This is a genomic window from Paenibacillus sp. WLX2291, from assembly GCF_046603665.1.
Lineage (GTDB): Bacteria > Bacillota > Bacilli > Paenibacillales > Paenibacillaceae > Saccharibacillus.
In genome coordinates this window covers 144,020-169,512 of the sequence record NZ_CP176755.1, presented here as the reverse complement: position 1 = coordinate 169,512, position 25,493 = coordinate 144,020, and the positions used below count along the sequence as shown (strand labels likewise).

Sequence of the window (25,493 nt, the reverse complement as noted above, 5' to 3'; positions counted from 1 at the left end):
ATGTACCCGTTTGGCTGCATATATTGTACCATCATCCGACAATATGCAAAGGAAAAAAACAACCTCTACGTACTTGGATTGTGAAAATGCGTCACAGGTCGGATATAGGTATTCCGATGAAGCAGGCAGATAGCACGATGGTTGGATGAGATCACATACAAAAGGCGGATCGTATACGATGAAGCGGGCTTATTTATATGCTGCCAACGGATTGGTGCCGGATGGCAGCATATCGTCCAGTTGAATCCAATTGCCGTTGCGCAGTGAAAAAGTCATACTTGCTATCAAAATATCGCCCTATTTATTGCCCAGAAATTGATCATTACTTAATAGAAAGCTGACAATACCGTTCTGGTTATACGTCATTCGATAACCGCAAACCAAAAAAAGAGCCTGTCTGCACTTCTGGCGAAGATGCGTGACAGGCTAAGTCAGGATGTTATGATCGTGCAGGCAGATGCACGAAAGGTTATGAAAAAGAATACGAACGACGGACAATGGAAATCATGTGATGCAGTTATTTATATGAACTCAGCGGATTGCTGTCAGATTTCAACAGCTGGCTGAACGTGAATTCAAATTCAGGATTGCCCGCAGCACCCGGTGCGATATCGTATTTTTGGAAAAATACGTTGAAGCCACTATCGGTCAGGTAATAATTGTCGAGATATTTGCTAGAGCTTTTGCTCAAATCATTGAACTGTTCCAGCGAAACACCCATATCGTCAGCATGCTTGCGAATATCGGCTTGAAGCAGCTTTTTCAGATCTTGACGGTAGCTGGTGTTGGATTTGAGCAGATCATCCAGTTTGACTGGCTTGCCGTCTTTGAGCGAGAACGTCATACCTGTGAGAATGTCATCACCGTGCGCGCCACCAAGGAACTGGTAATCTGTCAGCAGGAAGCTGATCACGCCGTTCTGGTTGTAGGTCACTTTGTAGCCGCCATCAATCTCGTAGCTCATGTCTTTGTTCGTTGGTGCTCCGAACTCTTTGGCTTGCTTTTGTACAGCAGCTAGGAATTCGTCAAAATGAGCTTTGAGCGCTTTGTTGATTGCCGTTTGTGCAGCGGTATTGTCCAGACCAGAGACGACTGGATATACAATGTTGATGTTTGTATAGTCATTGCCTGCTTTGGCATTCCATGTTGTCGGTGTAACGGTAACATTGTTGATGCCTGCTTGTGTCAGATTAACGGTGTGAGTCGAATTGTTCCACAATGCACGGTAACCAAACGGCTCAGACAATGCTTTGATCTCGACATACGATACGCCTTTGATCACTTGACCATCGTAGCTGTCACCAATCGTTCCGCCATTGAAGCTGACGAAGACGCCATTATCGCCTGTTTCACTGTACACTTCGTATGTGGCAGAGGCTTTGTCTTTTTTTACAGTTACCTGATGTGTTTTGGCATCATATGTAACGGATGCACCGAATGCTTTGGCAGCATCTTTTAATGGCACCAGTGTTTTGCCAGTTTTGCTCAGCAGTCCCTGCGTACTGACAGCTTTGCCTTCCACCTGTACATGAATGGCGGATTTGGAAGTACTTGCTCCCGTTGTTGCCGCCTGAGCGACCGAAGGAGTTCCCGGCAGAACAGCTACCGTTCCCACAGCAGCCAGACTGCTCGCCAGTACAACAGCTGCCAGTTTTTGCAGATGCATCGTATTGCCCTTGTAACATTTGTCCATAAGTATCTCTCCCTGTTTTGTAAGTCCATGACAACATGTATCAGTATAAACCCGTTACATGCGGTGTAATTTACAAACTGCTTAAAACCGAATGACAACATAGTCACGTCATCCATGTTAAAAGTGAGGAAAATGTAAAGAAACTTCCTGCCGCCAGTCTTCTACTCTGCCAACAGAAAGTTTCCATTTTTGGAATATGCCCGGTTTGGTAAACAGGGCGTATACTGAAACGATGTGGACGTTAATTCCGTATACATCCATAATTTTTGATATATTCAAACTTTTTTGCCGGTTCATGCGTTATATCATGGGCGGATACAATGTACTCGTATCACAGCGGTCAAATAAGTTCTTACAAATTTGAAATAAGCCGTCAACGCGCGGCATTCATAGCAAGATGCTGCTGCTTATTTCATCGCATATTGCAGGTTCAGGGTAGCATCCAATTCTACGGTTCCCGGTTCAATCGATGTACTGGCGCTATCACTTTCACTTTTGGCAGCCATTGCTTTTTCAAGTACAACTGGTGGCGTGCTTGTACCTTGTTCGCTAATGGATAACAGTTCGCCCAATGTACGGTTGGCAGCTTTGGCGATCGCACTTGCTTTGGAAGCTGCATCTGCTACAGCTTTGGACATCACTTGATCTTGATACGTTTGTGGATTCTCAATACCGAAGCTTACGGAACCGAGATTGTTGGCACCGGCTTTGGATGCGTCATCCAGCAGTTGACCGAGTTTATCCAGATCGCGATAGCTGACTTGCAGCGTATGATATGCGGTATAGCCTGTAACCTTTTGTCCGTCTTTGTCGTTATAATTGTAGTTAGGCTGTACATAGAACTGAACGGTCTGAATATCCGCCTGCGGGATCGACCACTGACTTTTCAACAGCGTATTCAGCTTGCTCATTTTCTGAGCAGTTTCAGCCTGTGCCTTCGCAGCAGTTGCAGCCGTTGTCTCTACGCCGATCGATACATAAGCGATATCCGGTTTTACTGTGATTTTGCCGTTTCCGCTCACATTGATTACGCCTGTTGCACTTGCTGTCTGAGTCGTTTCCGCTGCATATACGGAAGTCGTTGGCAACGCTACGCTTAACGCCACACCTGTCAATAATGCACCTGCCAGCAATATGGAAGCCAGAGATTGTTTTCTTTTCATTGTCACTCACCCTTTCGCGTTTGTACTTAGTAAACGCCGGGCATTTGCGGAATGTTGCAACACTTGCCCCTCATTTGGGGTATATAAAAGAGAAGAGCCTGATGGCTGAATGTCCGGGGGTTGAAACCGATTCGCAGGGGGTTCATGATAGAAGAAAGCATTTATTTTGCCGGTTGGTCGCGACAAACACCATCATTTTTACCATTTCAAATCATCCCGTGCTGTTGTCAAAAGCCGTGATTCGGATAAACGACGGAATGTCAGGGATACCAGAAAGAGGGGAGCGTCACCATGTTGAATACGAAGTATCTACAAAACTCCATTTTGCTTATGGCAGGTATTCTGTTGTTATGTACAATCTGCAATGTACAACCAGCGAATGCCGCATCTACATCTGCGCCAGCGGCATCATCGACTACAACCGCACCGCCAACAACATCCACACCGGCAGCACCGCGTGAGGTCAAACTGGAATGGAACGGCACCCGCCTTCCACAAAACGGTTTGCTTGTAAATGGAAATACGATGATTCCGATCGTACTGTTACGTGACTCCATCGGTGTTACGCTACGTTACGAAGCTGCCGTCAAAACATATACCCTACTCCAAAATGATGATCAGATCGATATGATTACCGGTGCGTCCGGCATCACGGTTCGTCTGAACAATCATCAATGGAACGGACCAAGCGCGCAAATTATCAAAGGCCGTATGTATGTACCATTTTCGGTATTGCGTGATGGATTTGGATATCAGAGTTCATGGAACGCTTCCCAGCTGACACTGAATTTCGCCAAAAAAGGGATCTTTCTCGAATAGAAGTAGACATACCATAAGCTGATCATTAACGAAATGAATATACCAAAAAACCGCCACCTTAATCGGTGACGGCTTCGCCCTTCATGACATCATGAGGGGCTTTTTATTGGTTTTCCAGTTCTTCTTTGCTAACCAGACCAACTAAAGCGTTTACAGCTGATTCTGCGTCCGCACCTTCAGCGCTGATGTATACTTCAGTACCGGAACTGATCGCCAGACTCATGATACCCATGATACTCTTAGCATTTACTTTTTTGTCATCCTTCTCCACGAAAATCTCGGAAGAATATTTATTTGCTTCCTGTACAAACAGTGCCGCAGGTCTTGCGTGCAATCCCGTTTTCAGACGAACCACTACCGGGTGTTTGATCATGTGATTATTACCCCCTACAATACGTATTCATTGCGATTTATAAGTTTACTACACTGATGCCTCGTATATTGACACTTATTCATCATACTACATTATTATAACACGCGCTTTAGCAGAAAAAAATAAAGCATCCTTACGCATAATAGATATTTTAAGCGAGATGTTCGCCGCGTACTTTATCGGCTAGCTCGTCGATCTTGCGCAGACGGTGATTGACGCCGGACTTGCTCACGCCGCCCTTGAGCATTTCGCCTACTTCCTTCAGGTTCATATCGGGATGTGCCAGCCGGATTTCGGCGACTTCGCGTAGCTTGTCCGGTAGCTGTTCTAGACCGAGATGACGCTGAAGCAGACGGATATTATCAATCTGACGCACAGCAGCACCAATCGTTTTGTTGAGATTGGCGGTTTCGCAATTGACGATCCGATTGACCGAATTGCGCATATCACGCATGATGCGCACATCCTCAAATTTGAACAGCGCCTGATGGGCACCGATAATGCTAAGGAATTCGATAATCTTCTCGCCTTCCTTGATGTACAAAATAAAGCCTTTTTTACGTTCAATGCAGCGTGCATTCAATTGAAATTCATTCGCCAGATCAACGAGCGCCTGGCATTGCTCTTCATACATGGAGGCAATCTCCAGATGATAGGAGGAACCTTCGGGGTTGTTCACCGAACCGCCTGCCATAAAGGCACCACGCAAGTATGCGCGTTTGCAGCAATTTTTTCTAACCATCTCTTTGTTGATGCCGGGCGTAAACATAAAGCCCTCAGAAACGATCTTCAGCCGACTTAGAATCTCCTGTACACCAGCGGGAATCCGCACGATATAGACGTTATTCTTTTTTAGTCGCATTTTTTTGCGTACAAGTAGTTCGGTATGGACCGCAAAATGCTTTTTGATCAGGGAATAAATCCTTCTTGCAATTGCGGCATTTTCCGTGGAAATATCCAATATGATCTTCTTGTTGGATACCTGCACGGAACCGTTCATCCGGATCAACGCGGACAACTCTGCATATTCACAGCAGTCATCAGCTTCAACCATCGTTAATTCCTTTTTGGTTTGTGCCGCAAATGACAATGGACTCACCCTTTCGCTAAAATGTGTTTTTTCACTTGTTCATAAATATGATGGCTCAGCATCTCCGCGTCATGGCGAAGATAGGTGCCGTACATGACCATTTTATCCGCTACCACTTTGTAGCCTAGGTCTTCCACTACCTGCTGATCCAATAAAACGGGCTTGGCGCCCTTTTCTGCGTATTTTCTCTGTACTTTACGTGGAATCGGTTCGTTGTTGACGAGTACATAGTCGAACAATCGGTGACCGACATGTTCGTAAATGGCATTCAGATGATCGCTTACCGAGTAGCCGTCCGTCTCACCGGGCTGTGTCATCACATTACAGATGAACAGACGCAGCGCGTTGGAGGTGAGAACCGCATCCGCCAGCTTCGGCACAAGCAGATTCGGCAGCAGGCTCGTATACAGACTGCCGGGACCGATCAGAATCGCGTCGGCGCGTTGAATCGCTCTGACCGCTTCTGGCAACGGCTCCACGTGATCCGGTTCAAGGAAAATGCGTTTGATCCGTTTGCCTGCTTCCGGGATTTTGGATTCACCGGTGACGATCTCGCCGTCTTCCATCTCGGCATGCAGCACCACTGCCTGCTCAGCAGCTGGCAGCACTTCGCCACGAACGGCAAATACGCGGCTCAATTCACGCACAGCGGTAACAAAATCACCGGAAATATCGGTCATCGCCGCCAGAATCAGGTTGCCCAGACTGTGACCGGCAAGACCTTCGCCTTTTTGAAAACGGTACTTCAGCATATCAGACAGCAATGGCTCAACATCTGCTAGTGCAGTCAGCACGTTGCGGATATCACCGGGAGGCGGCATTTTTAATTCATCTCGCAAAATACCGGAACTTCCTCCATCATCGGCAACCGTCACGATGGCGGTAATATCCAGCGGTTTTTCTTTCAAGCCGCGTAGCATAACGGACAATCCGGTGCCTCCACCCATCACGACGATGCGTGGGCGCAGCACCGGCAAACCCGGCTGTGAAATGGACATAGGTTTCACTCCTTAATGCCGATCACGATCAGCATCTCGATGACTGACACGGACGGTTTCGGTCTCACTCGTTCCCAGCATGCGGCCCAGATATTCCGACAAGGCGACCGAGCGATGCTTGCCGCCGGTACAGCCGATGCCGATAATGACCTGACTTTTGCCTTCATTCCGGTATTGAGGAATCAGAAAATGCAGCATATCGAGCAGTTTGGTCAGAAACGTCTGCGTTTCCGGCCATTTCATCACATATTCGTACACATCGCTATCCTGACCGGTATGTGGACGTAAACTGTCGATATAATGCGGATTCGGCAAAAAACGTACGTCAAAGATCAGATCCGCGTCAATTGGAATCCCATATTTGAAGCCAAACGAGGTGATATTAATCGACAATCGATTCGTCTCCAGATGGGAAAAGCGTGAAATGATCGTTTCTTTTAGCTTGATTGGCTTGCTGTTACTCGTATCAATCGTTTGTGTCGCGGATGTTTTCAATTCTTCCAACATTTTGCGTTCCAAACGAATACCGTCCAGCGGCATGCCGTCCGGTGCCAGTGGATGGCGACGACGGCTTTCCTTATAACGCTGAACGAGTACAGCATCCACCGCATCAAGGAACAGAATCTCGGTATGAATCGTTTCATGGTTTTTGAGATAGCTCAACGATTCGGAGAGGGCAGCGAAAAATTCGCGGCCGCGCAGGTCAATCACCAATGCGACTTTGCCAATTTTACCATTGGACTGTTCGATCAGCTCCGCAAACTTGGGAATCAGTACAGGAGGCAGGTTGTCCACGCAGAAGAAACCCAGATCCTCCAGACTCTGCACGGCAATCGTTTTGCCTGCGCCGGACATTCCCGTAATAATGACCATGGTGGCCTGAGTTGAATTTTCGCTAACGCTCATGCTTGTGTCCCCTCTCTGTATCATTGCATCATATCGTCCTATTTACATTCACGTATGGATCATCATCTATATCGGCATAGAACAAGCTTCCTTAAAGCCGGTTAGCGTAGCAGTAAGCCCGCCGCTCCGACAATACCAGCATCATTGCCCAGTTTGGCAGGAATGATCTCCACACCTTTTTGCAGTGGTTCCGGTGTCAGTTCAGCGAATACTTCACGAATCCGATTGAACAGAATATCGCCAGCCTTGGATACGCCACCACCGATGATAAAGCGTTCCGGATTGAGTGTCGCCGCAATCGCTGCCATCGATTTGCCTAGATAATAAGCAGCACGGTTGACGATACGAATACTCACTTCGTCGCCTTCTTTCGCTGCATCGAAGATATCCTTCGCCGTAATCTTCTCGATACTCGACAGGCTGGTATGATCGCCGCGTTCTACCGCTTCTACCGCCATCCGAATAATACCCGTTGCTGAAGAAACGGTTTCCAGACAGCCCGTTTTACCACAACCGCATTGAATCGCTTCCAGATCAGGGACAACCGAGATATGACCGATCTCGCCAGCCAGACCAGAGAAGCCCTGATAAATTTTGCCGTTAATAATAATGCCGCCGCCAACGCCGGTGCCAAGCGTATAACATACGCAGTCCATCACACCTTTGCCTGCACCGCTCCAAGCTTCGCCCAGCGCTGCTACATTGGCATCGTTATCAATACGAATATTTTTGCCTAAACGGTCTTCAAGGATGGCCCGGATCGGTACATCGCGGAATCCGATATTCGGCGCCAACAGGATCACTCCGGAGCGCAGATCGGTAAAACCTGCTACGCCTGCTCCTACACCAACGACATGTTCCCATTCATAAGGAGACTGCTCGACGATATAACGTACGTATTTGACGATGTTGTCGATAACCGTCTCCGGGCCCTTTTCCTTTTCGGTTGGACCTTCGTAGGTGTGAAGCAGTTCTCCTTCCTGATTGCAAATGCCTACCTTGATGGCAGTGCCGCCAAGATCGACGCCGACGTAAATATTCTCAGACATTTGACCGAGCCACCTTTTCTACTCAAAATTTAAGTTTATCTGTGTCTATGTTGTCCGTATCTTATGCTTACTTCCAAATGTAAACGTTCGTATCCAACTATAAGCGAATGCCCCCATCAGGTCAAGCGAAACCCGCGGGTCTGTTGTCTTGAAGAAGCCCAGCAAAAAGGGAGCCTTAGACGGCTCCCCTTCCTACGGTGTAATGCTTATTTATCCAGCGCTTCGCTCCAGTCGTGCACCATTGTTCCTTCCAAGAACTTCTCGCAGTCCATCGCTGCCATACAGCCACTTCCTGCTGCGGTGATCGCCTGACGGTAGCGCGTATCCTGTACGTCGCCACAAGCGAATACGCCTGGGATATTCGTTTCAGTTGTGCCCGGTGTAACCACGATATACCCGTGAGCATCAGTGTTAATCTGTCCGCCCAAGAAATCGGTATTCGGGGTGTGACCGATGGCTACGAATACACCATCCGCTTCCACCAGTTCTTCTTGCCCTGTCTCGTTATTCAGCACTTTGAGTCCTTGCAGACCTTTGTCGCCAGCTACTACTTCCAGCGGCTTACGGTTGAGTGCCCAGTTGATCTTCGGATTCTCGCGTGCACGATCTTGCATAATTTTGGATGCGCGCAGCTCGTCACGACGATTGACTACCGTCACATCGGTTGCAAAACGAGTCAGGAAGCTAGCTTCCTCCATCGCAGAGTCGCCGCCGCCGATCACAATCAGCTTTTTGTTACGGAAAAAGAATCCGTCACACGTTGCACACGTGCTGACGCCGCGACCGATATTGTCCTGCTCACCTGGGATGCCGAGGTATCTAGCAGATGCACCAGTGGAAATAATTACGGATTCGGTTTCCAGTTCGCCCAGACCTTCAACGGTTACTTTGAACGGACGCTTGGACAGATCGACCTTTTCCACCCAGCTAGATTTGAACTTGGCGCCAAAGCGTTCTGCCTGCTTGCGCATATTATCCATTAATTCCGGTCCCATAATGCCATCGGTAAAACCGGGGAAGTTTTCTATTTCGGTAGTAGTCGTTAATTGACCGCCGGGTTGCAGCCCTTCAATGATCAATGGCTCCATATTAGCGCGAGCCAAATAAATAGCCGCGGTCAGACCGGCAGGACCTGTTCCGATAATAATTGATTTATACATGTAACGAAAACCTCCTTGAAAATGTTTGCTCATTGATATGTTAAACGTATTGTGCCTCTGTTTACCAATTTAGACTTGCCCAGTAGGATCGGCATGCAGAGGATGAATTTTCTGTTGTACCTGACAGAGACGGCTGATCTTTCTAGCATAGCGGCTAGTCAGCGAAATTGTACTGCCATAACGCTGTGCCACTTCTGCATAGGTTAACGGCTGGCGATGAATACGCGCAACGAGATAATCCAGTGCAGCTGCCCAGCTTTCGGGATGATGCAGACGAGGCAGTTCGGGATAGGAACGTTTGAGGAATTCTAGCCATAACGCCTCTACGTCATGATCGACCTGACTGTCATGAGCGCGTGACGATAAAAGGCGGAACTCGTCCACAACATGCTGCCAGCGTTCATCCCACATCGGCAGCGACGCGCGGACAGACTCCAGATCGTCAATCAGCTTGTCGACGGGCAGCAGCTGCTCTGTCGGCAATGTATACCGATATGAAGGCTCCAACTGCCCTTCCTTTAATGCATCCAGATGATTCAGGTAAAAGGCAGGTATGTCCGCTTCCGGCGCAAACCGTAGCATATTGCGCCAGATTTGCTCAGCCTGCTCATATTTACCCACATAACACGCAGCTGCCGCCATATAATGGTACAGCTCCTGATGCTGTCGCAGCGGCTGTTGATGCAGTAACCGGCGAAAATGCCGATACGCCATATCATGCTCACCCAGCATCGCCATCGTAATTGCCAGCTTCATCAGATGCTCCTGATGCATCGGACGCAATTGACGCAGCGTTACAATCTGCGCTTGCAGCTGATCATACTCTCCCAGCTGCTGCATCAGACTTGCCCGATTGCAGAGCGCATGCAGATTGGAAGAATCACGTTCCAAAATATACTCAATCTGCTCTGCTGCCTGCGACAATTGTCCGAGGTGCTGCAATGTCACCGCAAGATTGTTACGAGCGGCATCATGTTCCGGCTGCTGCGCTAACACCTGCCGCAGTACATCGCATGCCTGCTCCAGTTGTCCCGTTGCTAACAAATCACGCGCTTCGTCATGCAGTTCATCCGGGTCAGACTGTACTTGCTGCTCCTGCACAGCTACTTGATGCTGCTGTCCACTGCGAGCCAGTTCATGATGAATCAGCTCCATCAATTCCTCCGCTTCACTTGCAAAAGGACCGCCGCGATCTTCACTCCTATAGATCAGCAGCTGCTGCTCCGCTTCGGCAAATTGCTCCATATTGGCATAATTATTCGCCATATAAAAATGACACTCGACCATCATCGGGTCGACTTCATTCAGAATCTGTTCTAGCACTTGATTGGAAGCTGCATAATTCCCCATTTCCGACAGAATCCCTGCCATATTGCAATGATTCACCGGATTCTCAGGTTCATATTCCACAGCTTTTTGAAAATATTTCAATGCCTTGTCATAACGATAACGGTCCAATGAGCGCACAGCCCGCTCAAAGAAGAAATTGGCATCCAGTCTGAGCTTAATTACGTTCCGTTCCGCCTCTTCCACATTTCGCGTATGTTCATTCACCGAATCAAGGCACCTCCTTTATTGCTTCACACTTGCACATGACTTCATCAAAATATAATCAGTAGCGGTTAGTATACCATATCCTCTGCACACGCTAAAGGCATAATGACAAAGGAAATGTTTGTAAATGGCGGGTGCGAAAAACGATCATCTGCCATATCAGATACCCGCGTCGCTGAACATGGTGGCGATCGAACCGCCTTCCATAATAATGCGAACCGCATGAGCCAGCATCGGGGCAACCGATAATACTGTCAATCGGTCAAGATGACCGGGCGGCAATTGAATCGAATCTGTCACCACTAGTTCGCGAATCGCTGGATGATCCAATCGCTTCAGCGCCTCACCTGAGAACAGACCATGCGTTGCGCAAACGATTGCGTCATTCGCCCCACGTTCCTTCAAACTCTCAATGACGTTGACAATCGTCGTTCCCGTATCAATTAAATCTTCGATAATGATCGGTGTTCTGCCTTCGACATCGCCGATCACATGGGTGATGACAGACTCGTTATGCGCAGGACGTTTTTTGATCATCATCGCAAAAGGGACATCTAGACGGTTCGCCAACTTTTCCGCAGTATACGCACGACCGGCATCCGGTGATACAACTACAGCATCCGTGATCGACTGATTACGCAAATAATCGCTGATCAAATCCAGTGCAGTCAGATGATCGACCGGTATATTGAAGAAGCCTTGAATTGCTGAAGCATGGAGATCAATAGTAATTACCCGGTCAGCACCAACTGTAGTCAGCACATCAGCAACCATTTTGGCAGAAATAGGTTCGCGTGGTGCAGATTTACGCTCCTGACGGGCATAACCATAATACGGAACAATAATATTGATCGTACGCGCGGATGCCCGCTTGGCAGCGTCGATCATAACGAGCAGCTCAACGAACAGCTCATTGATAGGATGAGATAGAGATTGGACGAGGAATACGTCCATATTCCGAATCGTTTCTTCATAGTGTACATACGTTTCGCCACTTTTAAACTGGGACAGCTTGATTTTGCCCAGCGACAGTCCGAGACGTTCGGCAATGGTAGCTGCCAGCTCTGGGCTTGAAGAACCCGAGAAAATTCGCATCTTTTCTTTCATATATCCTCCTGTGAATGGGACAACTTGCTTTTATCCTATTGTATCGCGCCACGTTCGTATATCAAAGACAATTCTGACTGAAAATTGATATGGAACATACATGCTATACATCACACAAAATGTACCATTTACAAAAGATGTGTTGAAAGTTTCATATCTTTTTCTTGACGAAAAGTAGTTAGGCGCCGTACAATACTCTTCATGAAGAACTAAAGAAAGGTGAGTCACATGCCGAAAATAGAATTATCGGATATGGATTATAAGATGGATCGCTTGCAGGAGCTGGCGCCATTGTTTCCTAATATGGATATGGATTGTCTGCTGACATCCTTTTTGCTGATCCGCACATCGCATGATCTGTATAACCAGTCGGCTTCTTTACTGACTGAAAATGGATTGTCTCAGGGCAAGGTACGCATTCTTGCTTCTCTGCTGCTGCGCAAACATCCGTTGTTGCCGTCCGAAATGGCAAAATCCGCAGGTGTCACCCGCTCTACGATGACCGGATTGATTAACGGTTTGGAAAAGGATGGACTGATCCGCCGTGGTGCTCATGAAGATCGCCGCATGACGACGATCCATCTGACGGAACAGGGCGAAGCATTGCTGATGAAGATTATGCCCGCTTACGCCGATCTGGTATCCGGCATTATGACGAAACTCACGACTGAAGAACGTGTATTGCTCAAAGGTCTACTGCACAAAATTCGCACAGGCATTGAGGAAACCAAGCCGGAATAGGCTTTTTTTCGGTCTAATTGTACGGCGCCGAACTATTTGGTGACTAACGTTTCAAATTTTACCTTAGATTTTATACAGACAGGAGAGCAAACCCCAGTGAAAATTGTAAAACTCATTCCCATCGTCGTACTCATTGTCGCGCTCGGCGTAGGCGGCACACTACTGATGATGCACGGTAAGGACGCCGTTTCGATGGCTGCCCTCAAAAAGGAAGGCGTATTGACGATTGATACCGTTAACAGCTCCTTTGAAGGACAAGCCGGTAAGATCACGTCTGTTAAGGTCAAAGAAGAAGATCAGGTTAAAAAAGGACAGGTGCTGATGACGCTGGATACACAGGACATCAACCTGCAAATCAAAAACGTCAAAGAACAAATGTCCCAGATCGATGTACAGATCGCTCAGGCACAAAGCGAACTGACCAGCCAATCGCACAAACTGGCTGAACAGAAAGCCAACGCTCAGCTGAGTATCGAAGCTGCCAAAGTCGCACAGCAAAAAGTGCTGACAGGCGCACGCCCCGAAGATATTCAAAGTCAGGAGATCGCCGTCGACTCCGCCAAAAAATCGGTCGAAGTTGCTAATAACGGTGTTAATGCTGCTCAAACGGGCGTCGCTACCGCGCAACAAGCCGTTGATTATGCCCAAACTAGCTATGATCGTACCAAGTCGCTATTTGACAACGGTCTGGCAACACAAGCAAGTCTGGATACCGCGCAAAACGCGCTGGATACCGCCCAAAAGCAACTGCAAAGCACACAGGATCAACTGGTTAGCGCTCAGAAGCAAGTCGAGGTTGCTGGGAATCAGGTGCGAGCGCAAGAAACAGCACTCGAAAAGCTGCAAAACGGTGCCACCTCTGAAGACCGCAGTGCAGCTCAAGTTCAAGTCGATCAAGCACAACAAGGACTGAAACAAATCGAGCAAGGTCAAGAAGATATCTCCAATGGCAAATACAATATCGACCTGCTGAAAAAGCAACAAGACGCGTTGCAAATCAATCTGGATAATCTGAATGTACAAAAAGGTCGTCGCGTACTGACCGCTTCCGCTGACGGCAAAGTCACTCGCGTTGTACCGAAAGCAGGCGAGAACGTATCTGCCGGTACACCGGTAGTCGTAATCGAAACTGGCAAAATGTACTACGATCTGTACGTTGGCGAAGAGAACATCAAGAACTTCCAAGCCGGTGCCAAAGTTAGCACCAATGTAATCTCTCTTGGCAAAGACGTACAGGGTACCGTTCGTTATATCACTTCCGCGCCGCAATACGCTGCTCTACGGATGAGCCGCGAAAAAGGACAGGCGGATACGACTTCATTTATCGTGCGTGTGGATGTGAAGCGTACATCTGACCTGCTGCCGGGAATGACGGTGGAGGTTCCGACCGATGAAAGCACTAATTGATGAAATCAAACTAATCCTGAACGGCAAATTTATCTGGATCATGCTCATTGCGCCGCTGATCATCTCCTCGGCGTTCGGCTATGTATTTAAAAACAACCAGCTGAATGAAGCACCGGTCGCCGTTGTCGATATGGATCATAGCGATTATAGCCAGCAGCTCATCGAGAAGCTGGATGCCGATCAGTATATTAATATCAAGTACATTACGTACAACTACATGGAGCCGAACAGCTTCCTGTATAATGAAGATTATTTTGGCGTCATTTACTTGCCCGCCGGGTTAGAAAAATCACATGCCCAAGGTGGTCAAGTCAATATTGGTTTGTATGTCGATACCGCGCTAGCAACAGCCACTACGTATCTGCGTAACGGGGTAACTGAAGTGATCAATGCAGAAAATTCTAGTGTCGCCGCTGGTAAACTGGTTGCGCTCGGTGTTAGCTCGGCGCAGGCTGCTAACTTTACAACAGGACTCAGTCTGCAAACGCGCTTGCTGTACAACCCGACCAACAATACGCTGATGAGTTCCGTGATCGGTTTTCTGAATACGGTGTTCCTGTCCATCTTGGGTGGTGCGACACTTGGCATCGTTCCTCGGATGCGCGAACAAGGTGTGCTGGCGGATGCTCTCCGTCGCCCACTCAGTCTAGTACTGCGCGTTGTTCCGTACTCTGTCATTGCGACCATTTCGATGTATCTCGTTATGGGCTGTCTCAAACAGATCGGCGGGCTGCGGTTTGAAGTGAATGTGTATGAACTGTGGATTCCGTTCTTAATGTACACCATTGCGCTGTCATTACTATGTATGCTGGTCGGTTGGAGTGCTTCCAATCCGGCACGAGCAGCTGGGCGGATCACGATGATCCTGCTGCCGTCGTTTATTTTGAGCGGCGCACAGATTCCTGTCGCGCTGCTGCCTCCGATTTTGCAAAATGTCAGTCATGTATTGCCACTGTCTTGGCATTTCAAATTTCTGCGCGGACTTGGTTTCCGTGGCGGCGATCTGAAATATTTTGGACAGGAGATTGGCGGATTCCTGATTCTGATTACTAGCTTCCTGTTCATCATTTTCCTACTGATGTTGAACGAAATGCGAAAAATTCGCAAAGCGGAAAAAGAAGGCGGATTGCATACCGATGCCGTAGATTCTACCGAAACGGTCATCACAACCGAAACGGTCGATGGCATCAGAATCACCAAGACTGCTCCGGCGACTGGTGCCAATTCCGGTACAACCACGCCGAATCCTAGCTAATGCTGACTTGAGCGTGCGCGGCTATATTAGGTGTATTAGGGAATGCGCGATAGGATGCACAATGAACTAGGTACCCTTTAAGATGGAACATCTATTCACGCAATAGAAGTAAAAAAGAACAATCTATGCGTTTGCGGACAATGACCGCGGCGCATCGTATTGTTCTTTTTTGTTGTGCAGTCCAATTTGAGCGCTGGACTTGGTATAGCTATATTATGCAGATTCAGGCATCCTGCCGAATGGTGCGCCAATTGCCGGGGTTGGTCATATCTGGCATTCGCTGTTCCAGAATAGCTTGATATTGGATCGCTTTTTGCTCCAGATGGGCGACGCGTTGTTTGGCTTCTTCCAGTTGAACCAGTGCGGCTTCCTTGTACTTCATCATCATCTCGTAGCGCTGCGCAATTGTGGAATCGCCTTCCAGACAGAGATCGACATACACTTTGATCATTTCAATCGGCATACCGGATTGCTTGAGACATTTGATACCATACAGCCAGTTAATCGAATCCTCGTCAAACAGACGGATATTGTTGGCATCCCGCTGGACGCTAGGCACCAATTCTTTATCAGTATAAAAACGTACAGCATGCTGTGTCAGCCCCGTCATCAATGCAGCTTCTTTGACCGTATACATAGCTCCATCATCCTCCTTCAACATCTTTTATCGCAAAATGTCTTGACTTCGTGTAACACGAAGGCGCTAGGCTTAGTGTAAAGCAAATGCGCTGCAAACAACATCCCTGAATTGTACATTCTGTGCAGGCATGCCAATGCCGCCATTTGCCAATCCCATTATATAATCTCAGGAGGAATACATGATGCAGACAGTAACGTTGAACAACGGTGTACAGATGCCGATTATCGGTTTTGGTGTATACCAGATTCCAGATGCAGAGCAATGCGAGAATGCGGTATACGATGCGCTGATGGCGGGCTATCGCCTGATCGATACAGCTGCCGGTTATATGAATGAAGAAGCGGTGGGACGAGCGATTCGGCGCAGCGGTATTCCGCGTGAGGAATTGTTTATTACGACCAAGCTATGGGTGCAGGATGCGGATTACGAGCGTGCCAAGCTCGCTTTTGCCAAGTCGCTGAACAAGCTGCAACTGGACTATATTGATCTGTATCTAATCCATCAGCCGTTTGGTGATTATTATGGCGCATGGCGTGCGATGGAGGAGCTGTATCATGCTGGCAAGATCAAATCGATCGGCGTTAGCAATTTCTCTCCAGAACGGTTAATGGATCTGATCGTTCATAATCAGGTGGCTCCCGCTGTGAATCAGGTCGAAACGCATCCATTTTATCAGCAGGATGACAATCTGGCGTTCATGCAGGCACAGGGCGTCCAGCATCAATCGTGGGGACCATTTGCCGAAGGTAGAAATGATTTATTTAGCAATGAAGTGCTGGCAGCTATCGGTCACAAGTACAATAAGTCTATCGCGCAAGTAGTATTGCGCTGGTTGGTGCAGCGTCATATCGTTGTAATTCCTAAGTCAGTCAGCAAGGAGCGGATTATCGCAAATATCGATATCTTCGATTTTGAATTGAGTACCGATGATCTGCAACAAATCGCCGCACTGGATATGGGAGCAAGCTTATTCCTGAATCATCAGGACCCAGAAGTGGCCAAGATGATGGGCAACTGGAAGGTCGAACTGTAACGGTATATGCGTACCAAATGAATCTCATACATCGCAAAAAGGACAAGCGCATGGCATATGCCTGCGCTTGTCCTTTATTTTACTGATACAGCATCACAAATTTCGATATCTATCAATATCCATCGACCATGTTATCTTGTTCATTGTACCGCCTGCTTCAAGCAGATAAATGTCACTCAGTCGTTCAGCGCGTTCAGCGGTACAAGCGAACGTTGCCGATTCTCAAATACAGCAACCTGCTCGACACCTAGCTCCTGCAATTGCGCGCGTGCCTGATCCAGTCCATCACTCAGCTTGAGCGGATCATGTGCATCCGAACCGAGCGTGAGCGGAATGCCCAATGCGATCGCCTGCTCTACGATTCGCCGGGATGGGAATATCTCGGCGCATACTTTGAATAAACCAGACGAATTCAGCTCCATCGCCATATCCGCCTGCTTCACCGCACGCAGTGTCGCATCTTCCAGCGCCCAGCGTTCCGCCTCCTGCTCTACTGGCGGTACTTGACCGAAGCGCTTGATCACATCCAGATGACCGGTAATATCGTACAATCCGGTCGCTGCTGCCTTTTGCACTGCATCGTAATACTGACGGTACACATCCAGCACATCGCGACCTTCCCAATTGTGCGTCTGCCGATAATCGGAAATATCCCATTCTCCGAGAAAATGAACCGAACCGATTACATAGTCAAACGGATAGCGCTCCAGAATACTCCGAATCGTCTCTTCATATCCTTCGATATAATCGGCTTCCAGTCCGACCCGAATCTGGATGTCCTGACGATACTTATCCTTGAGCCGCAAACATTCTTCCACATATCTCGGCAGCTCATCCATCGGCATTGCCATTTCTGGATAATAGGTAGCCGGATTCACATGAATAAGCGGCAGATGATCGGACAAGCCCAGATGGGATAGCCCGATCTCTATTCCGCGCTGCACATATTCCTCCAGCTCGCCCACGGCATGACCGCAGCGAACATTGTGCGTATGGTAATCAATCAGCATGATCCATGCTCCTTCCGTACATCACGTATCGTACTGCTTCCTACGCTCAGTCTTTGCGCGGACGCTCATGACGACGATCCAGCTCAGCCAGCACATCGTCCAGCGGCAGCTTACGCTCTTGCAACAGAACGAGCAGATGGTAGATCAGATCGCTCACTTCGTAGCGCAGCTCGTCGTTATCGCTGTTTTTGGCAGCGATGATCGTTTCCGCTGTTTCCTCGCCGACTTTTTTCAAGATTTTGTCGATCCCTTTTTCAAATAGATACGTCGTATACGCACCTTCTGGGCGTTCACGATCACGGTCGGCGATCATCTGCTCCAATTCACCAAGAATGGCAAAACGGTCAGCGGATACTCCGTTTGTTGTTTGTGGTTGTTCATTGGAATGTTCAAATACTGGTTTGTTGTCCACTTCATTCACCTCATTATAAAAGCAGCTAATCCGCCCTGTATGACAAGCCGGTCCATTGGCACGCACTTTGACCAGCAGTGTATCACCATCGCAATCGTAATAGAGCGACGTGATACGCTGCGTATTGCCGGATGTACCGCCCTTGTGCCAATACTCCTGACGCGAGCGGCTCCAGAACCACGTGTCGCCAGAATCTAGCGAACGCCGCAGCGATTCGCTGTTCATATACGCCATCATCAGTACCATATGACTATCGGCATCCTGCACGATTGCAGGCACCAGTCCGTCGCGATCCCAGCGAATATTGGCATTCAGTTCGTCCCAGGAATGGGATTGCTGCAAGATTTCGTTTTGAAATTGATTATAACTGTTGGAGTGAGTCATTAGCGAATCTCCACTCCTTCGGCTTTCAATTCCGTTTTCAACGCTGGAATCGAAATCTCCTTGTAATGGAAAATGGTTGCTGCCAATCCCGCATCCGCATTCGCTTGCTCGAACACTTCCTGAAAATGCTCCGGCAAGCCTGCGCCACCAGAAGCGATCACTGGAATGCTAACCGCTTCGCACACCGCACGCGTCAGCGGCAGATCGAAGCCATCCTTGGTGCCGTCCGCATCCATACTCGTAAGCAGAATCTCACCGGCACCGCGCTGCTGAGCTTCTTTGACCCAATCAAGCGCCTTGATGCCGGTCGGTTTGCGCCCACCGTGCGTGTACACTTCCCAGTCGCCCCAATCTTCATTGAAGCGCGCATCCACAGCGACAACGATGCACTGCGCGCCAAAGCGCTGCGAGCCGTCGTTGATCAGCTGCGGATTCAGAACAGCTGCGGTATTGATACCAATTTTGTCCGCACCTGCGCGCAGAATTTTTTTCATATCTTCGACCGAGGAGATGCCGCCGCCCACTGTAAACGGAATCGAGATTTCCTCCGCTGTCCGGCGCACCACATCCACCATCGTTTCGCGTCCTTCGACCGATGCCGAGATATCCAGAAATACTAGTTCATCCGCGCCTTCGCGATCATACAGCGCCGCTAGCTCTACCGGATCGCCCGCATCACGCAAATTGACAAAATTCACGCCTTTGACGACCCGTCCTTCTTTCACATCCAGACACGGAATAATACGCTTCGCCAGCATGTGGTTTCCCCCTCTCCGGTTGGTTATTTAGCCGATCGTACGCAGCGCCTGCTGCAAATTAATTTTGCCTGTATAGATCGCCTTACCGACAATCGCTCCGCTAATACCTTCCTCACGGCGTTCCGCCAGCTTGACCAGATCGTCCAACACGGTTACACCACCAGATGCAATCACTTGTTTACCAGAAGCCTTCGCAATCGCCGCAATCGCTTCGATGTTCGGTCCTTGCATCATACCATCACGAGAGATATCGGTGAAAATAAATGTCTCTGCACCTTTGGCTGCCAGCTCGGTTGCCAGCACCTCTGCTTTGACTTGCGATGTTTCGAGCCAGCCGCGTGTCGCCACATATCCGTCGCGTGCATCAATACCAATCGCAACACGATCACCATACGTGCCTAGCACCGATTCGGTAAATTCACGATCTTCAATCGCCGCCGTCCCGATAATGACACGATGAACGCCCAGACTCAGCAATTGCTCTACATCGGCAAGCGTACGCAGACCGCCACCGATCTGTACTGGCACCTGCAATTGGCTGGCAATGCGACCGATCAGTTCGTGATTGACCGGATGCCCTGCTTTGGCACCATCCAGATCAACCAAATGCACGAATGATGCGCCCTGCTCTGCAAAACCGGCTGCTACCGCCGTCGGATCGTCATTGTATACTGTTTCCTGATTATAATCACCTTGGATCAATCGCACACAGCGACCACCACGAATATCAATTGCCGGATAAATAGTAAAAGAAGACAAAGCATTTCCTCCTTAGTAGATGCATGATGAAGCGTGCGATGCGCTTCGATTTGCTTTCTCGCCATACTCTATCATGTTGCACATCTGCAACAATATCGTCGCAGGCATTGTCATGAAGCGATCATACCTGCTTCGCTTTTACTCTATTCCAAATTGCAACATTATTGAACGCGTTCGCCCACACACAGCGCCAAGAAATTACGCAGCAGCAGCTTGCCTAGCTCCCCGCTCTTTTCCGGGTGGAACTGCATGCCGTACACATTGTCACGACCGACAATCGCCGTCACTGGATGACCGTACTCCGTTACGGCAATCAGGTCTTCTGGATGCTCCGGCAGCACATGATACGAATGGACAAAATACGCATGACCCGCATACAGATCGCGCACCAGCGCATGATCCGGCTGCTTGTACTCCAGCTGATTCCAGCCCATATGCGGCACTTTATACTGTCCTTCCACAAAGCGTACGACTCTACCCGGCAAAATGTCCAGCCCGCGATGGATACCGTACTCCTCACTCTCGCTGAACAATAGCTGCATGCCCAGACAGATGCCCAGCAGCGGCTTGCCGCTAGCAGCAACCTCCTGCACGACATGATCCATGCCGCCTTCGCGAATATGATTCATCGCATCGCCAAACGCACCCACGCCTGGCAAAATCACACCATCCGCCGCCAGAATCTCTTCCCGATCACCGGTAATGATGTAATCATAGCCAAGACGCTCAATCGCCTTGCTAACGCTATGCAGATTGCCGATACCATAATCTACAATTGCAATTGCCATCTTACAGCACTCCCTTCGTCGAAGGCACTCCTGTCACACGCGGATCGATGGATGTCGCTTCATCAATGGCACGACCGAGCGCTTTGAACACCGCTTCGATCATATGGTGCGTATTTTTACCGTAATGCACGATAACATGCAGCGTAATGCGCGCTTCCAGCGCCAGCTTCCACAGAAACTCATGTACCAGCTCCACCTGAAAACTGCCTACCTGCGCAGAAGGATAATCCGCACGATATTCAAAATGCGGACGGTTGCTCACATCAATTACAACCTGCGCTAGCGCTTCATCCATCGGGATAAATACATTTGCATAGCGCTTGATACCACGCTTGTCTCCAAGCGCCTCACGCAGCGTTTGACCGAGACAGATACCGATATCTTCGACCGTATGGTGATCGTCGATCTCGATGTCTCCCTGCGCCTTGAGCGTCAGATCAAAATGACCGTGCTTGGTGAACAAATCCAGCATATGATTCAGAAACGGCACATCCGTCTCAATCTCCGCCTGCCCGGTACCATCCACCTGAAAAGCAAGCTCAATATTCGTTTCATTCGTTTTGCGGCTAACCTCCGCGCGGCGTATATTCTGGTTTTCCGTTGACATATGGCTACTCCCCCAGCATGTTTAAATTAACGATTGGTTCTACATCTGTTCCGTATGCAATCTGACTACCGGCAAGAAGCTTCATTCGCCAGCATAGAAGATGCTGTTGCTCTAACTGGTTATCGGATACATGGTTTACCTTTGTACCTGCACAAGGTGCCGCGGCTTATCCTTCTTGTTCCAAACGAATCTGAATTGCTCGTGCGTGACCTTCCAGACCTTCGTGACGTGCCAGCTCCATAATAATATTGCCGTTTGCCAGCAGCGCTTCCTTGCTATAGGAAATCATGCTCGATTTTTTGATAAAATCATCCACATCGACTGGCGACGAGAAGCGTGCCGTGCCGTTTGTCGGAATAATATGATTCGGTCCGGCAAAATAGTCACCTACCGGCTCCGAGCTGTAGTTACCGAGGAAGATCGCACCGGCATTTTCGATCAGTCCAACAATATTCATCGGCTGATCCACCATAATCTCCAGATGCTCCGGCGCCAGTCGGTTGACGACGCTGATGCCCTCGTTCAGATCTGTGGTAACGATAATCGCACCGTAATTGTTCACCGATGCTGCCGCAATCTCACGACGTGGTAAAGTTTCCAGCTGACGCTGTACTTCGGCAGCTACTTCATCTGCAATCCGCTGAGATGGCGTTACCAGAATGGCAGATGCCATCTCGTCATGCTCTGCCTGAGATAGCAGATCGGCAGCGATATATGCTGGATTGGACTGCTCATCCGCCAGTACGACGATTTCGCTTGGACCTGCGATGCTGTCGATATCGACAATGCCGTACACTTCACGTTTTGCCAGTGCGACATAGATATTGCCGGGACCGCAGATTTTATCAACCGGCTGAATGCTTTCCGTTCCGTAAGCAAGTGCAGCAATCGCCTGCGCACCGCCCACACGGTAGATTTCCGTTACACCCGCTTCGGCTGCTGTCACCAGAATGTAGGGATCAATGCCTTCTGTTCCGCCTGTTGCAGGCGGTGTCACCATCACAATCTCTGGCACACCAGCTACCTGTGCCGGGATTACATTCATTAGCACAGAGGACGGATATGCCGCCTTGCCGCCGGGTACGTATACGCCGACACGCTTCAGCGGGCGAATTATCTGACCAAGCAGACTGCCATCCGGCTGTAGATCCATCCACGAATTGCGCTTTTGCTTCTGATGAAATTGGCGAATATTATCCGCCGCCTGCGTAATCGCTTGAATAAACGAAGGCTCTACTAGCGCATACGCCGCCTGCAATTCATCTGGCGTCACTCGTAGCCGGTCGGCTGTTAATTCCGTGCGGTCAAACCGACTCGTATAATCCAGCAACGCCGTATCGCCCTGCTGCTTAATGTCAGTAACGATTTGTTTGACTGTGGCATTTTGCTCCGGCGAGCCGTATTCCACCTCGCGCCGCAGATCAAAATCACGTGCAGATACTATTTTCAATACCGCTCTCTCCTTTACTCCTGCCTCTGTTGACTAACAGATATCTATTGGCGTTTCTCTATATCGTTCCTTATGTTGTTGACGGCTGTACAATCACCTTTTGTAAATGATCGCATAGTTGTTGAATCTCTTCATTTTTCATCCGATAGCTGACCCGGTTGGCGATCAGACGGCTGGTGATACCGAACAATTCTTCCATTTCTACTAACCCATTCTCGCGCAATGTCTGTCCGGTCTCGACCATATCGACGATTCGATCTGCCAGCCCGATCATCGGCGCCAGCTCAATCGAACCGTTCAGCTTGATCACTTCTACCTGTTGTCCACGTTCACGAAAATACTGGGATGCCACATTCGGATATTTGGTAGCAACCCGTTGGCGAATGCCCGGCTCCCAATCCGGTAATGCGATCACCGACATACGGCAACGAGCGATGCCCAGATCAAGCAGCTCGTATACGTCTCGATTTTCCTCCATCAGCACGTCTTTGCCAACGATGCCAATATCGGCGACACCGTGCTCGACATAGATCGGTACATCGACCGGTTTAGCAAGGATAAACTCCATCCCTGCTTCCGGTAGTTCCACGATCAGCTTGCGCGAATCGTCTACATCGATTGGAACGGGAATGCCCGCTTCACGGAACATCTCAGCGGCTTTTTTATAGATACGCCCTTTGGGCATGGCTACTTTTAATATCTGGCTCATCAGGTCTACATCTCCCTGTTATCATTTTGACTTGGAACGGTATCAGGTCAGAACGGGCTTGCCATGTGCAAACCGCAGCACTTGACTGTATCCGTCGCTTGGCTCCTGTTCATTTTCCGCTACTTCTGCTACTTCTGCTTCTTCATGACGTGTCACCACAATTGTACCCTGTCGGCGTAGTTCACTAGCCTTTGCAAAAGCATGATGACGGCTTAATTCATCGTATACGATCAATACCGGTTGCGGTGCGGCTGGTACTGGCAGTTGTACACCATCTAGAATTCGATTCGTTTTCAGTGCGAATCCGGTTGCTGCCAGTGGACGTCCGAACTGGGACAGCAGATTATCATATCGACCGCCACTGCATACCGGCGATCCCAATTCGGCTGCATAGCCTTCGAATACCATGCCCGTATAATAGGAAAAGTTACCGATCATCGTTAGATCGATCATCACATATTCAGACATATCGTACGCTTCCAGCACTTCCCACACTTTGCACAGATGACGAATCGCATCGGCTGCCTGTGGATTGCTGCTAATCTCCAGTGCCTGTTCACAAATATCCTGCGCTCCACGCAATCGCAGTAGTCCTTCCAGTTCAGCACTTTGCGCCTGTGATAGCTGGAATGCACTCAGTTGCTCACGGAAACCGACAAAATCACGATTCAGCAAACGTTCCTTGAGCGCCTCCTGCTTGTCCTTTTGTCCCGGCAGTGCTTCTTCCAGAATCCCACTCAGAAACCCAACATGACCGAGTGATATTTGAAAATTCTGCACCCCCGCCGCTTGTAATGACGAGATTGCCAGCGCGATCACTTCCGCATCTCCTTCTGGCGAATCCACACCAACCAGCTCAGCTCCCGTTTGGAAAAATTCCGCTTCTCGTCCTGCTTCTTCTTCAATGGAGCGAAATACATTGGCATGATACGCAAGACGCACCGGCACTTCTTCCTGCTGCAACAGCGAACTCATCACGCGCGCAATCGGTGTGGTCATATCAGAACGCAGTACCATCGTTGTACCGCGGTTATTCAGCATTTTGAATAGTTTGCTGTCGGAGGTAGAACTTGCTACACCTACCGTATCGTAATATTCAAGCGTTGGCGTGATGATTTGCCGGTATCCCCAACGGGACATGCAATCCAGCACATTTTGCTCGATATAGCGAAGCTTGGATACAACATGCGGCAGATAATCCCGCACGCCAATCGGCTTTTCAAATCCTTTCGGTTTCGACAAAACAGTCACCTCTAATTGAAATTATATATTTTAACACATTAAAGTGTTACTTTGCTAATAAAGTAAAGGATATTTGATATATTACCATACCTGTTCTACCTCGTCAATTACAGGTACAGCAACGTCAGCAAGTAAGATAGCTTCTCTCTATTACCCCAATATGATGATGATTCAACGGCTGATATTTCCCGGAAAATACAGTATGTACTTATCTGAACCTAGCAACTATTGTTCATTCATTTTATTACTTTTACCACTCTCACTACTTTCGCTCTTTTGCATCTGTAATCCTGTTTGACAATCATCCACCTATACATGTGCATAGCAAAAACCCCCAACTTCCATTTACATAGAAATCAGGGGCTACTATATTACAACCAAACGAT

At 48.8% G+C, this 25,493-nt stretch carries 25 protein-coding genes; 5 read left to right on the top strand and 20 right to left on the bottom strand.

Features of this window, described 5'->3' with window-relative positions; all coding sequences use genetic code 11:
• Window positions 1-517: 517 nt before the first annotated feature.
• Both ACDE64_RS00750 and ACDE64_RS00745 read right to left on the bottom strand, forming a co-directional pair.
• On the bottom strand, window positions 518-1,693 hold the full coding sequence (locus ACDE64_RS00750) for a PdaC/SigV domain-containing protein (protein ID WP_411348659.1): 1,176 nt from the start codon (window positions 1,691-1,693) through the stop codon (window positions 518-520).
• 407 nt (window positions 1,694-2,100) lie between these two features.
• Window positions 2,101-2,856 carry an SIMPL domain-containing protein gene (locus tag ACDE64_RS00745; RefSeq protein ID WP_411348658.1) on the bottom strand — a complete coding sequence of 252 codons (756 nt, stop codon included), beginning with the start codon at window positions 2,854-2,856 and terminating at the stop codon, window positions 2,101-2,103.
• A 291-nt stretch (window positions 2,857-3,147) separates the two neighbouring features.
• On the opposite strand from ACDE64_RS00745, the gene ACDE64_RS00740 reads away from it, so the two are divergent.
• Window positions 3,148-3,675, top strand: coding sequence for a stalk domain-containing protein (locus ACDE64_RS00740; protein WP_411348657.1), 528 nt, complete (start codon window positions 3,148-3,150; stop codon window positions 3,673-3,675).
• A 103-nt stretch (window positions 3,676-3,778) separates the two neighbouring features.
• On the opposite strand, the gene ACDE64_RS00735 is transcribed toward ACDE64_RS00740, so the two are convergent.
• From ACDE64_RS00735 to ACDE64_RS00700, 8 genes are all read right to left on the bottom strand, one after another.
• Window positions 3,779-4,048 carry an HPr family phosphocarrier protein gene (locus ACDE64_RS00735; RefSeq protein ID WP_188778021.1) on the bottom strand — a complete coding sequence of 90 codons (270 nt, stop codon included), beginning with the start codon at window positions 4,046-4,048 and terminating at the stop codon, window positions 3,779-3,781.
• 151 nt (window positions 4,049-4,199) lie between these two features.
• Entirely contained in the window at window positions 4,200-5,138 is a 939-nt protein-coding gene (gene whiA, locus ACDE64_RS00730; RefSeq protein WP_411344656.1) for a DNA-binding protein WhiA, read from the bottom strand.
• Between the two features lie 5 nt (window positions 5,139-5,143).
• A complete protein-coding gene (locus ACDE64_RS00725; RefSeq protein WP_411344655.1) occupies window positions 5,144-6,136 on the bottom strand; it encodes a gluconeogenesis factor YvcK family protein in 993 nt (330 codons plus the stop codon).
• 12 nt (window positions 6,137-6,148) lie between these two features.
• Window positions 6,149-7,042, bottom strand: a complete 894-nt coding sequence (gene rapZ / locus ACDE64_RS00720) for an RNase adapter RapZ (protein WP_411344654.1) — start codon at window positions 7,040-7,042, stop codon at window positions 6,149-6,151.
• Window positions 7,043-7,143: 101 nt separating this feature from the next.
• Window positions 7,144-8,091 carry an ROK family glucokinase gene (locus ACDE64_RS00715; protein ID WP_411344653.1) on the bottom strand — a complete coding sequence of 316 codons (948 nt, stop codon included), beginning with the start codon at window positions 8,089-8,091 and terminating at the stop codon, window positions 7,144-7,146.
• Window positions 8,092-8,297: 206 nt separating this feature from the next.
• The gene (gene trxB, locus ACDE64_RS00710; protein WP_411348656.1) at window positions 8,298-9,251 is read right to left on the bottom strand and encodes a thioredoxin-disulfide reductase; all 954 of its coding nucleotides are present in this window, start codon (window positions 9,249-9,251) and stop codon (window positions 8,298-8,300) included.
• 69 nt (window positions 9,252-9,320) lie between these two features.
• Window positions 9,321-10,805: a tetratricopeptide repeat protein gene (locus tag ACDE64_RS00705; protein ID WP_411348655.1), complete on the bottom strand. Its 1,485-nt coding sequence runs from the start codon at window positions 10,803-10,805 to the stop codon at window positions 9,321-9,323.
• A 159-nt stretch (window positions 10,806-10,964) separates the two neighbouring features.
• Window positions 10,965-11,912, bottom strand: a complete 948-nt coding sequence (locus tag ACDE64_RS00700; RefSeq protein ID WP_411344650.1) for a ribose-phosphate diphosphokinase — start codon at window positions 11,910-11,912, stop codon at window positions 10,965-10,967.
• 228 nt (window positions 11,913-12,140) lie between these two features.
• Here ACDE64_RS00700 and ACDE64_RS00695 point away from each other — a divergent pair, with 228 nt between their 5' ends.
• The 3 genes from ACDE64_RS00695 (at window position 12,141) to ACDE64_RS00685 (ending at window position 15,315) form a co-directional block, all read left to right on the top strand.
• Entirely contained in the window at window positions 12,141-12,653 is a 513-nt protein-coding gene (locus tag ACDE64_RS00695) for a MarR family winged helix-turn-helix transcriptional regulator (protein WP_411344649.1), read from the top strand.
• A 96-nt stretch (window positions 12,654-12,749) separates the two neighbouring features.
• Window positions 12,750-14,060 carry an HlyD family secretion protein gene (locus ACDE64_RS00690; RefSeq protein WP_411348654.1) on the top strand — a complete coding sequence of 437 codons (1,311 nt, stop codon included), beginning with the start codon at window positions 12,750-12,752 and terminating at the stop codon, window positions 14,058-14,060.
• Complete coding sequence (locus ACDE64_RS00685) at window positions 14,044-15,315, top strand: ABC transporter permease (RefSeq protein ID WP_411348653.1); 1,272 nt, start codon at window positions 14,044-14,046, stop codon at window positions 15,313-15,315. The genes ACDE64_RS00690 and ACDE64_RS00685 overlap by 17 nt, the downstream gene beginning before the upstream one ends.
• A 223-nt stretch (window positions 15,316-15,538) precedes the next feature.
• On the opposite strand, the gene ACDE64_RS00680 is transcribed toward ACDE64_RS00685, so the two are convergent.
• On the bottom strand, window positions 15,539-15,952 hold the full coding sequence (locus tag ACDE64_RS00680; RefSeq protein WP_411344646.1) for a MerR family transcriptional regulator: 414 nt from the start codon (window positions 15,950-15,952) through the stop codon (window positions 15,539-15,541).
• A gap of 184 nt (window positions 15,953-16,136) precedes the next feature.
• Between ACDE64_RS00680 and ACDE64_RS00675 the strand changes: the two genes are divergently transcribed.
• The gene (locus ACDE64_RS00675; RefSeq protein ID WP_411350197.1) at window positions 16,137-16,988 is read left to right on the top strand and encodes an aldo/keto reductase; all 852 of its coding nucleotides are present in this window, start codon (window positions 16,137-16,139) and stop codon (window positions 16,986-16,988) included.
• Window positions 16,989-17,164: 176 nt separating this feature from the next.
• Here ACDE64_RS00675 and hisJ read toward each other — a convergent pair whose 3' ends face one another.
• From hisJ to ACDE64_RS00630, 9 genes are all read right to left on the bottom strand, one after another.
• Entirely contained in the window at window positions 17,165-17,998 is an 834-nt protein-coding gene (hisJ, locus tag ACDE64_RS00670) for a histidinol-phosphatase HisJ (RefSeq protein WP_411348652.1), read from the bottom strand.
• A gap of 46 nt (window positions 17,999-18,044) precedes the next feature.
• Window positions 18,045-18,794, bottom strand: coding sequence for a bifunctional phosphoribosyl-AMP cyclohydrolase/phosphoribosyl-ATP diphosphatase HisIE (hisIE, locus tag ACDE64_RS00665; RefSeq protein ID WP_411348651.1), 750 nt, complete (start codon window positions 18,792-18,794; stop codon window positions 18,045-18,047).
• The gene (gene hisF / locus ACDE64_RS00660; RefSeq protein WP_411344643.1) at window positions 18,794-19,552 is read right to left on the bottom strand and encodes an imidazole glycerol phosphate synthase subunit HisF; all 759 of its coding nucleotides are present in this window, start codon (window positions 19,550-19,552) and stop codon (window positions 18,794-18,796) included. The genes hisIE and hisF overlap by 1 nt, the downstream gene beginning before the upstream one ends.
• A 27-nt stretch (window positions 19,553-19,579) precedes the next feature.
• On the bottom strand, window positions 19,580-20,311 hold the full coding sequence (hisA, locus tag ACDE64_RS00655; RefSeq protein WP_411348650.1) for a 1-(5-phosphoribosyl)-5-[(5-phosphoribosylamino)methylideneamino]imidazole-4-carboxamide isomerase: 732 nt from the start codon (window positions 20,309-20,311) through the stop codon (window positions 19,580-19,582).
• 161 nt (window positions 20,312-20,472) lie between these two features.
• Complete coding sequence (hisH, locus tag ACDE64_RS00650) at window positions 20,473-21,099, bottom strand: imidazole glycerol phosphate synthase subunit HisH (RefSeq protein WP_411344641.1); 627 nt, start codon at window positions 21,097-21,099, stop codon at window positions 20,473-20,475.
• 1 nt (window position 21,100) lies between these two features.
• Window positions 21,101-21,706, bottom strand: a complete 606-nt coding sequence (gene hisB, locus ACDE64_RS00645; protein ID WP_411344640.1) for an imidazoleglycerol-phosphate dehydratase HisB — start codon at window positions 21,704-21,706, stop codon at window positions 21,101-21,103.
• A 166-nt stretch (window positions 21,707-21,872) separates the two neighbouring features.
• Window positions 21,873-23,156: a histidinol dehydrogenase gene (gene hisD / locus ACDE64_RS00640; protein ID WP_411348649.1), complete on the bottom strand. Its 1,284-nt coding sequence runs from the start codon at window positions 23,154-23,156 to the stop codon at window positions 21,873-21,875.
• A gap of 70 nt (window positions 23,157-23,226) precedes the next feature.
• The gene (gene hisG / locus ACDE64_RS00635; RefSeq protein WP_411348648.1) at window positions 23,227-23,865 is read right to left on the bottom strand and encodes an ATP phosphoribosyltransferase; all 639 of its coding nucleotides are present in this window, start codon (window positions 23,863-23,865) and stop codon (window positions 23,227-23,229) included.
• A 42-nt stretch (window positions 23,866-23,907) separates the two neighbouring features.
• A complete protein-coding gene (locus tag ACDE64_RS00630; protein WP_411348647.1) occupies window positions 23,908-25,107 on the bottom strand; it encodes an ATP phosphoribosyltransferase regulatory subunit in 1,200 nt (399 codons plus the stop codon).
• Between the last annotated feature and the right edge of the window lie 386 nt (window positions 25,108-25,493).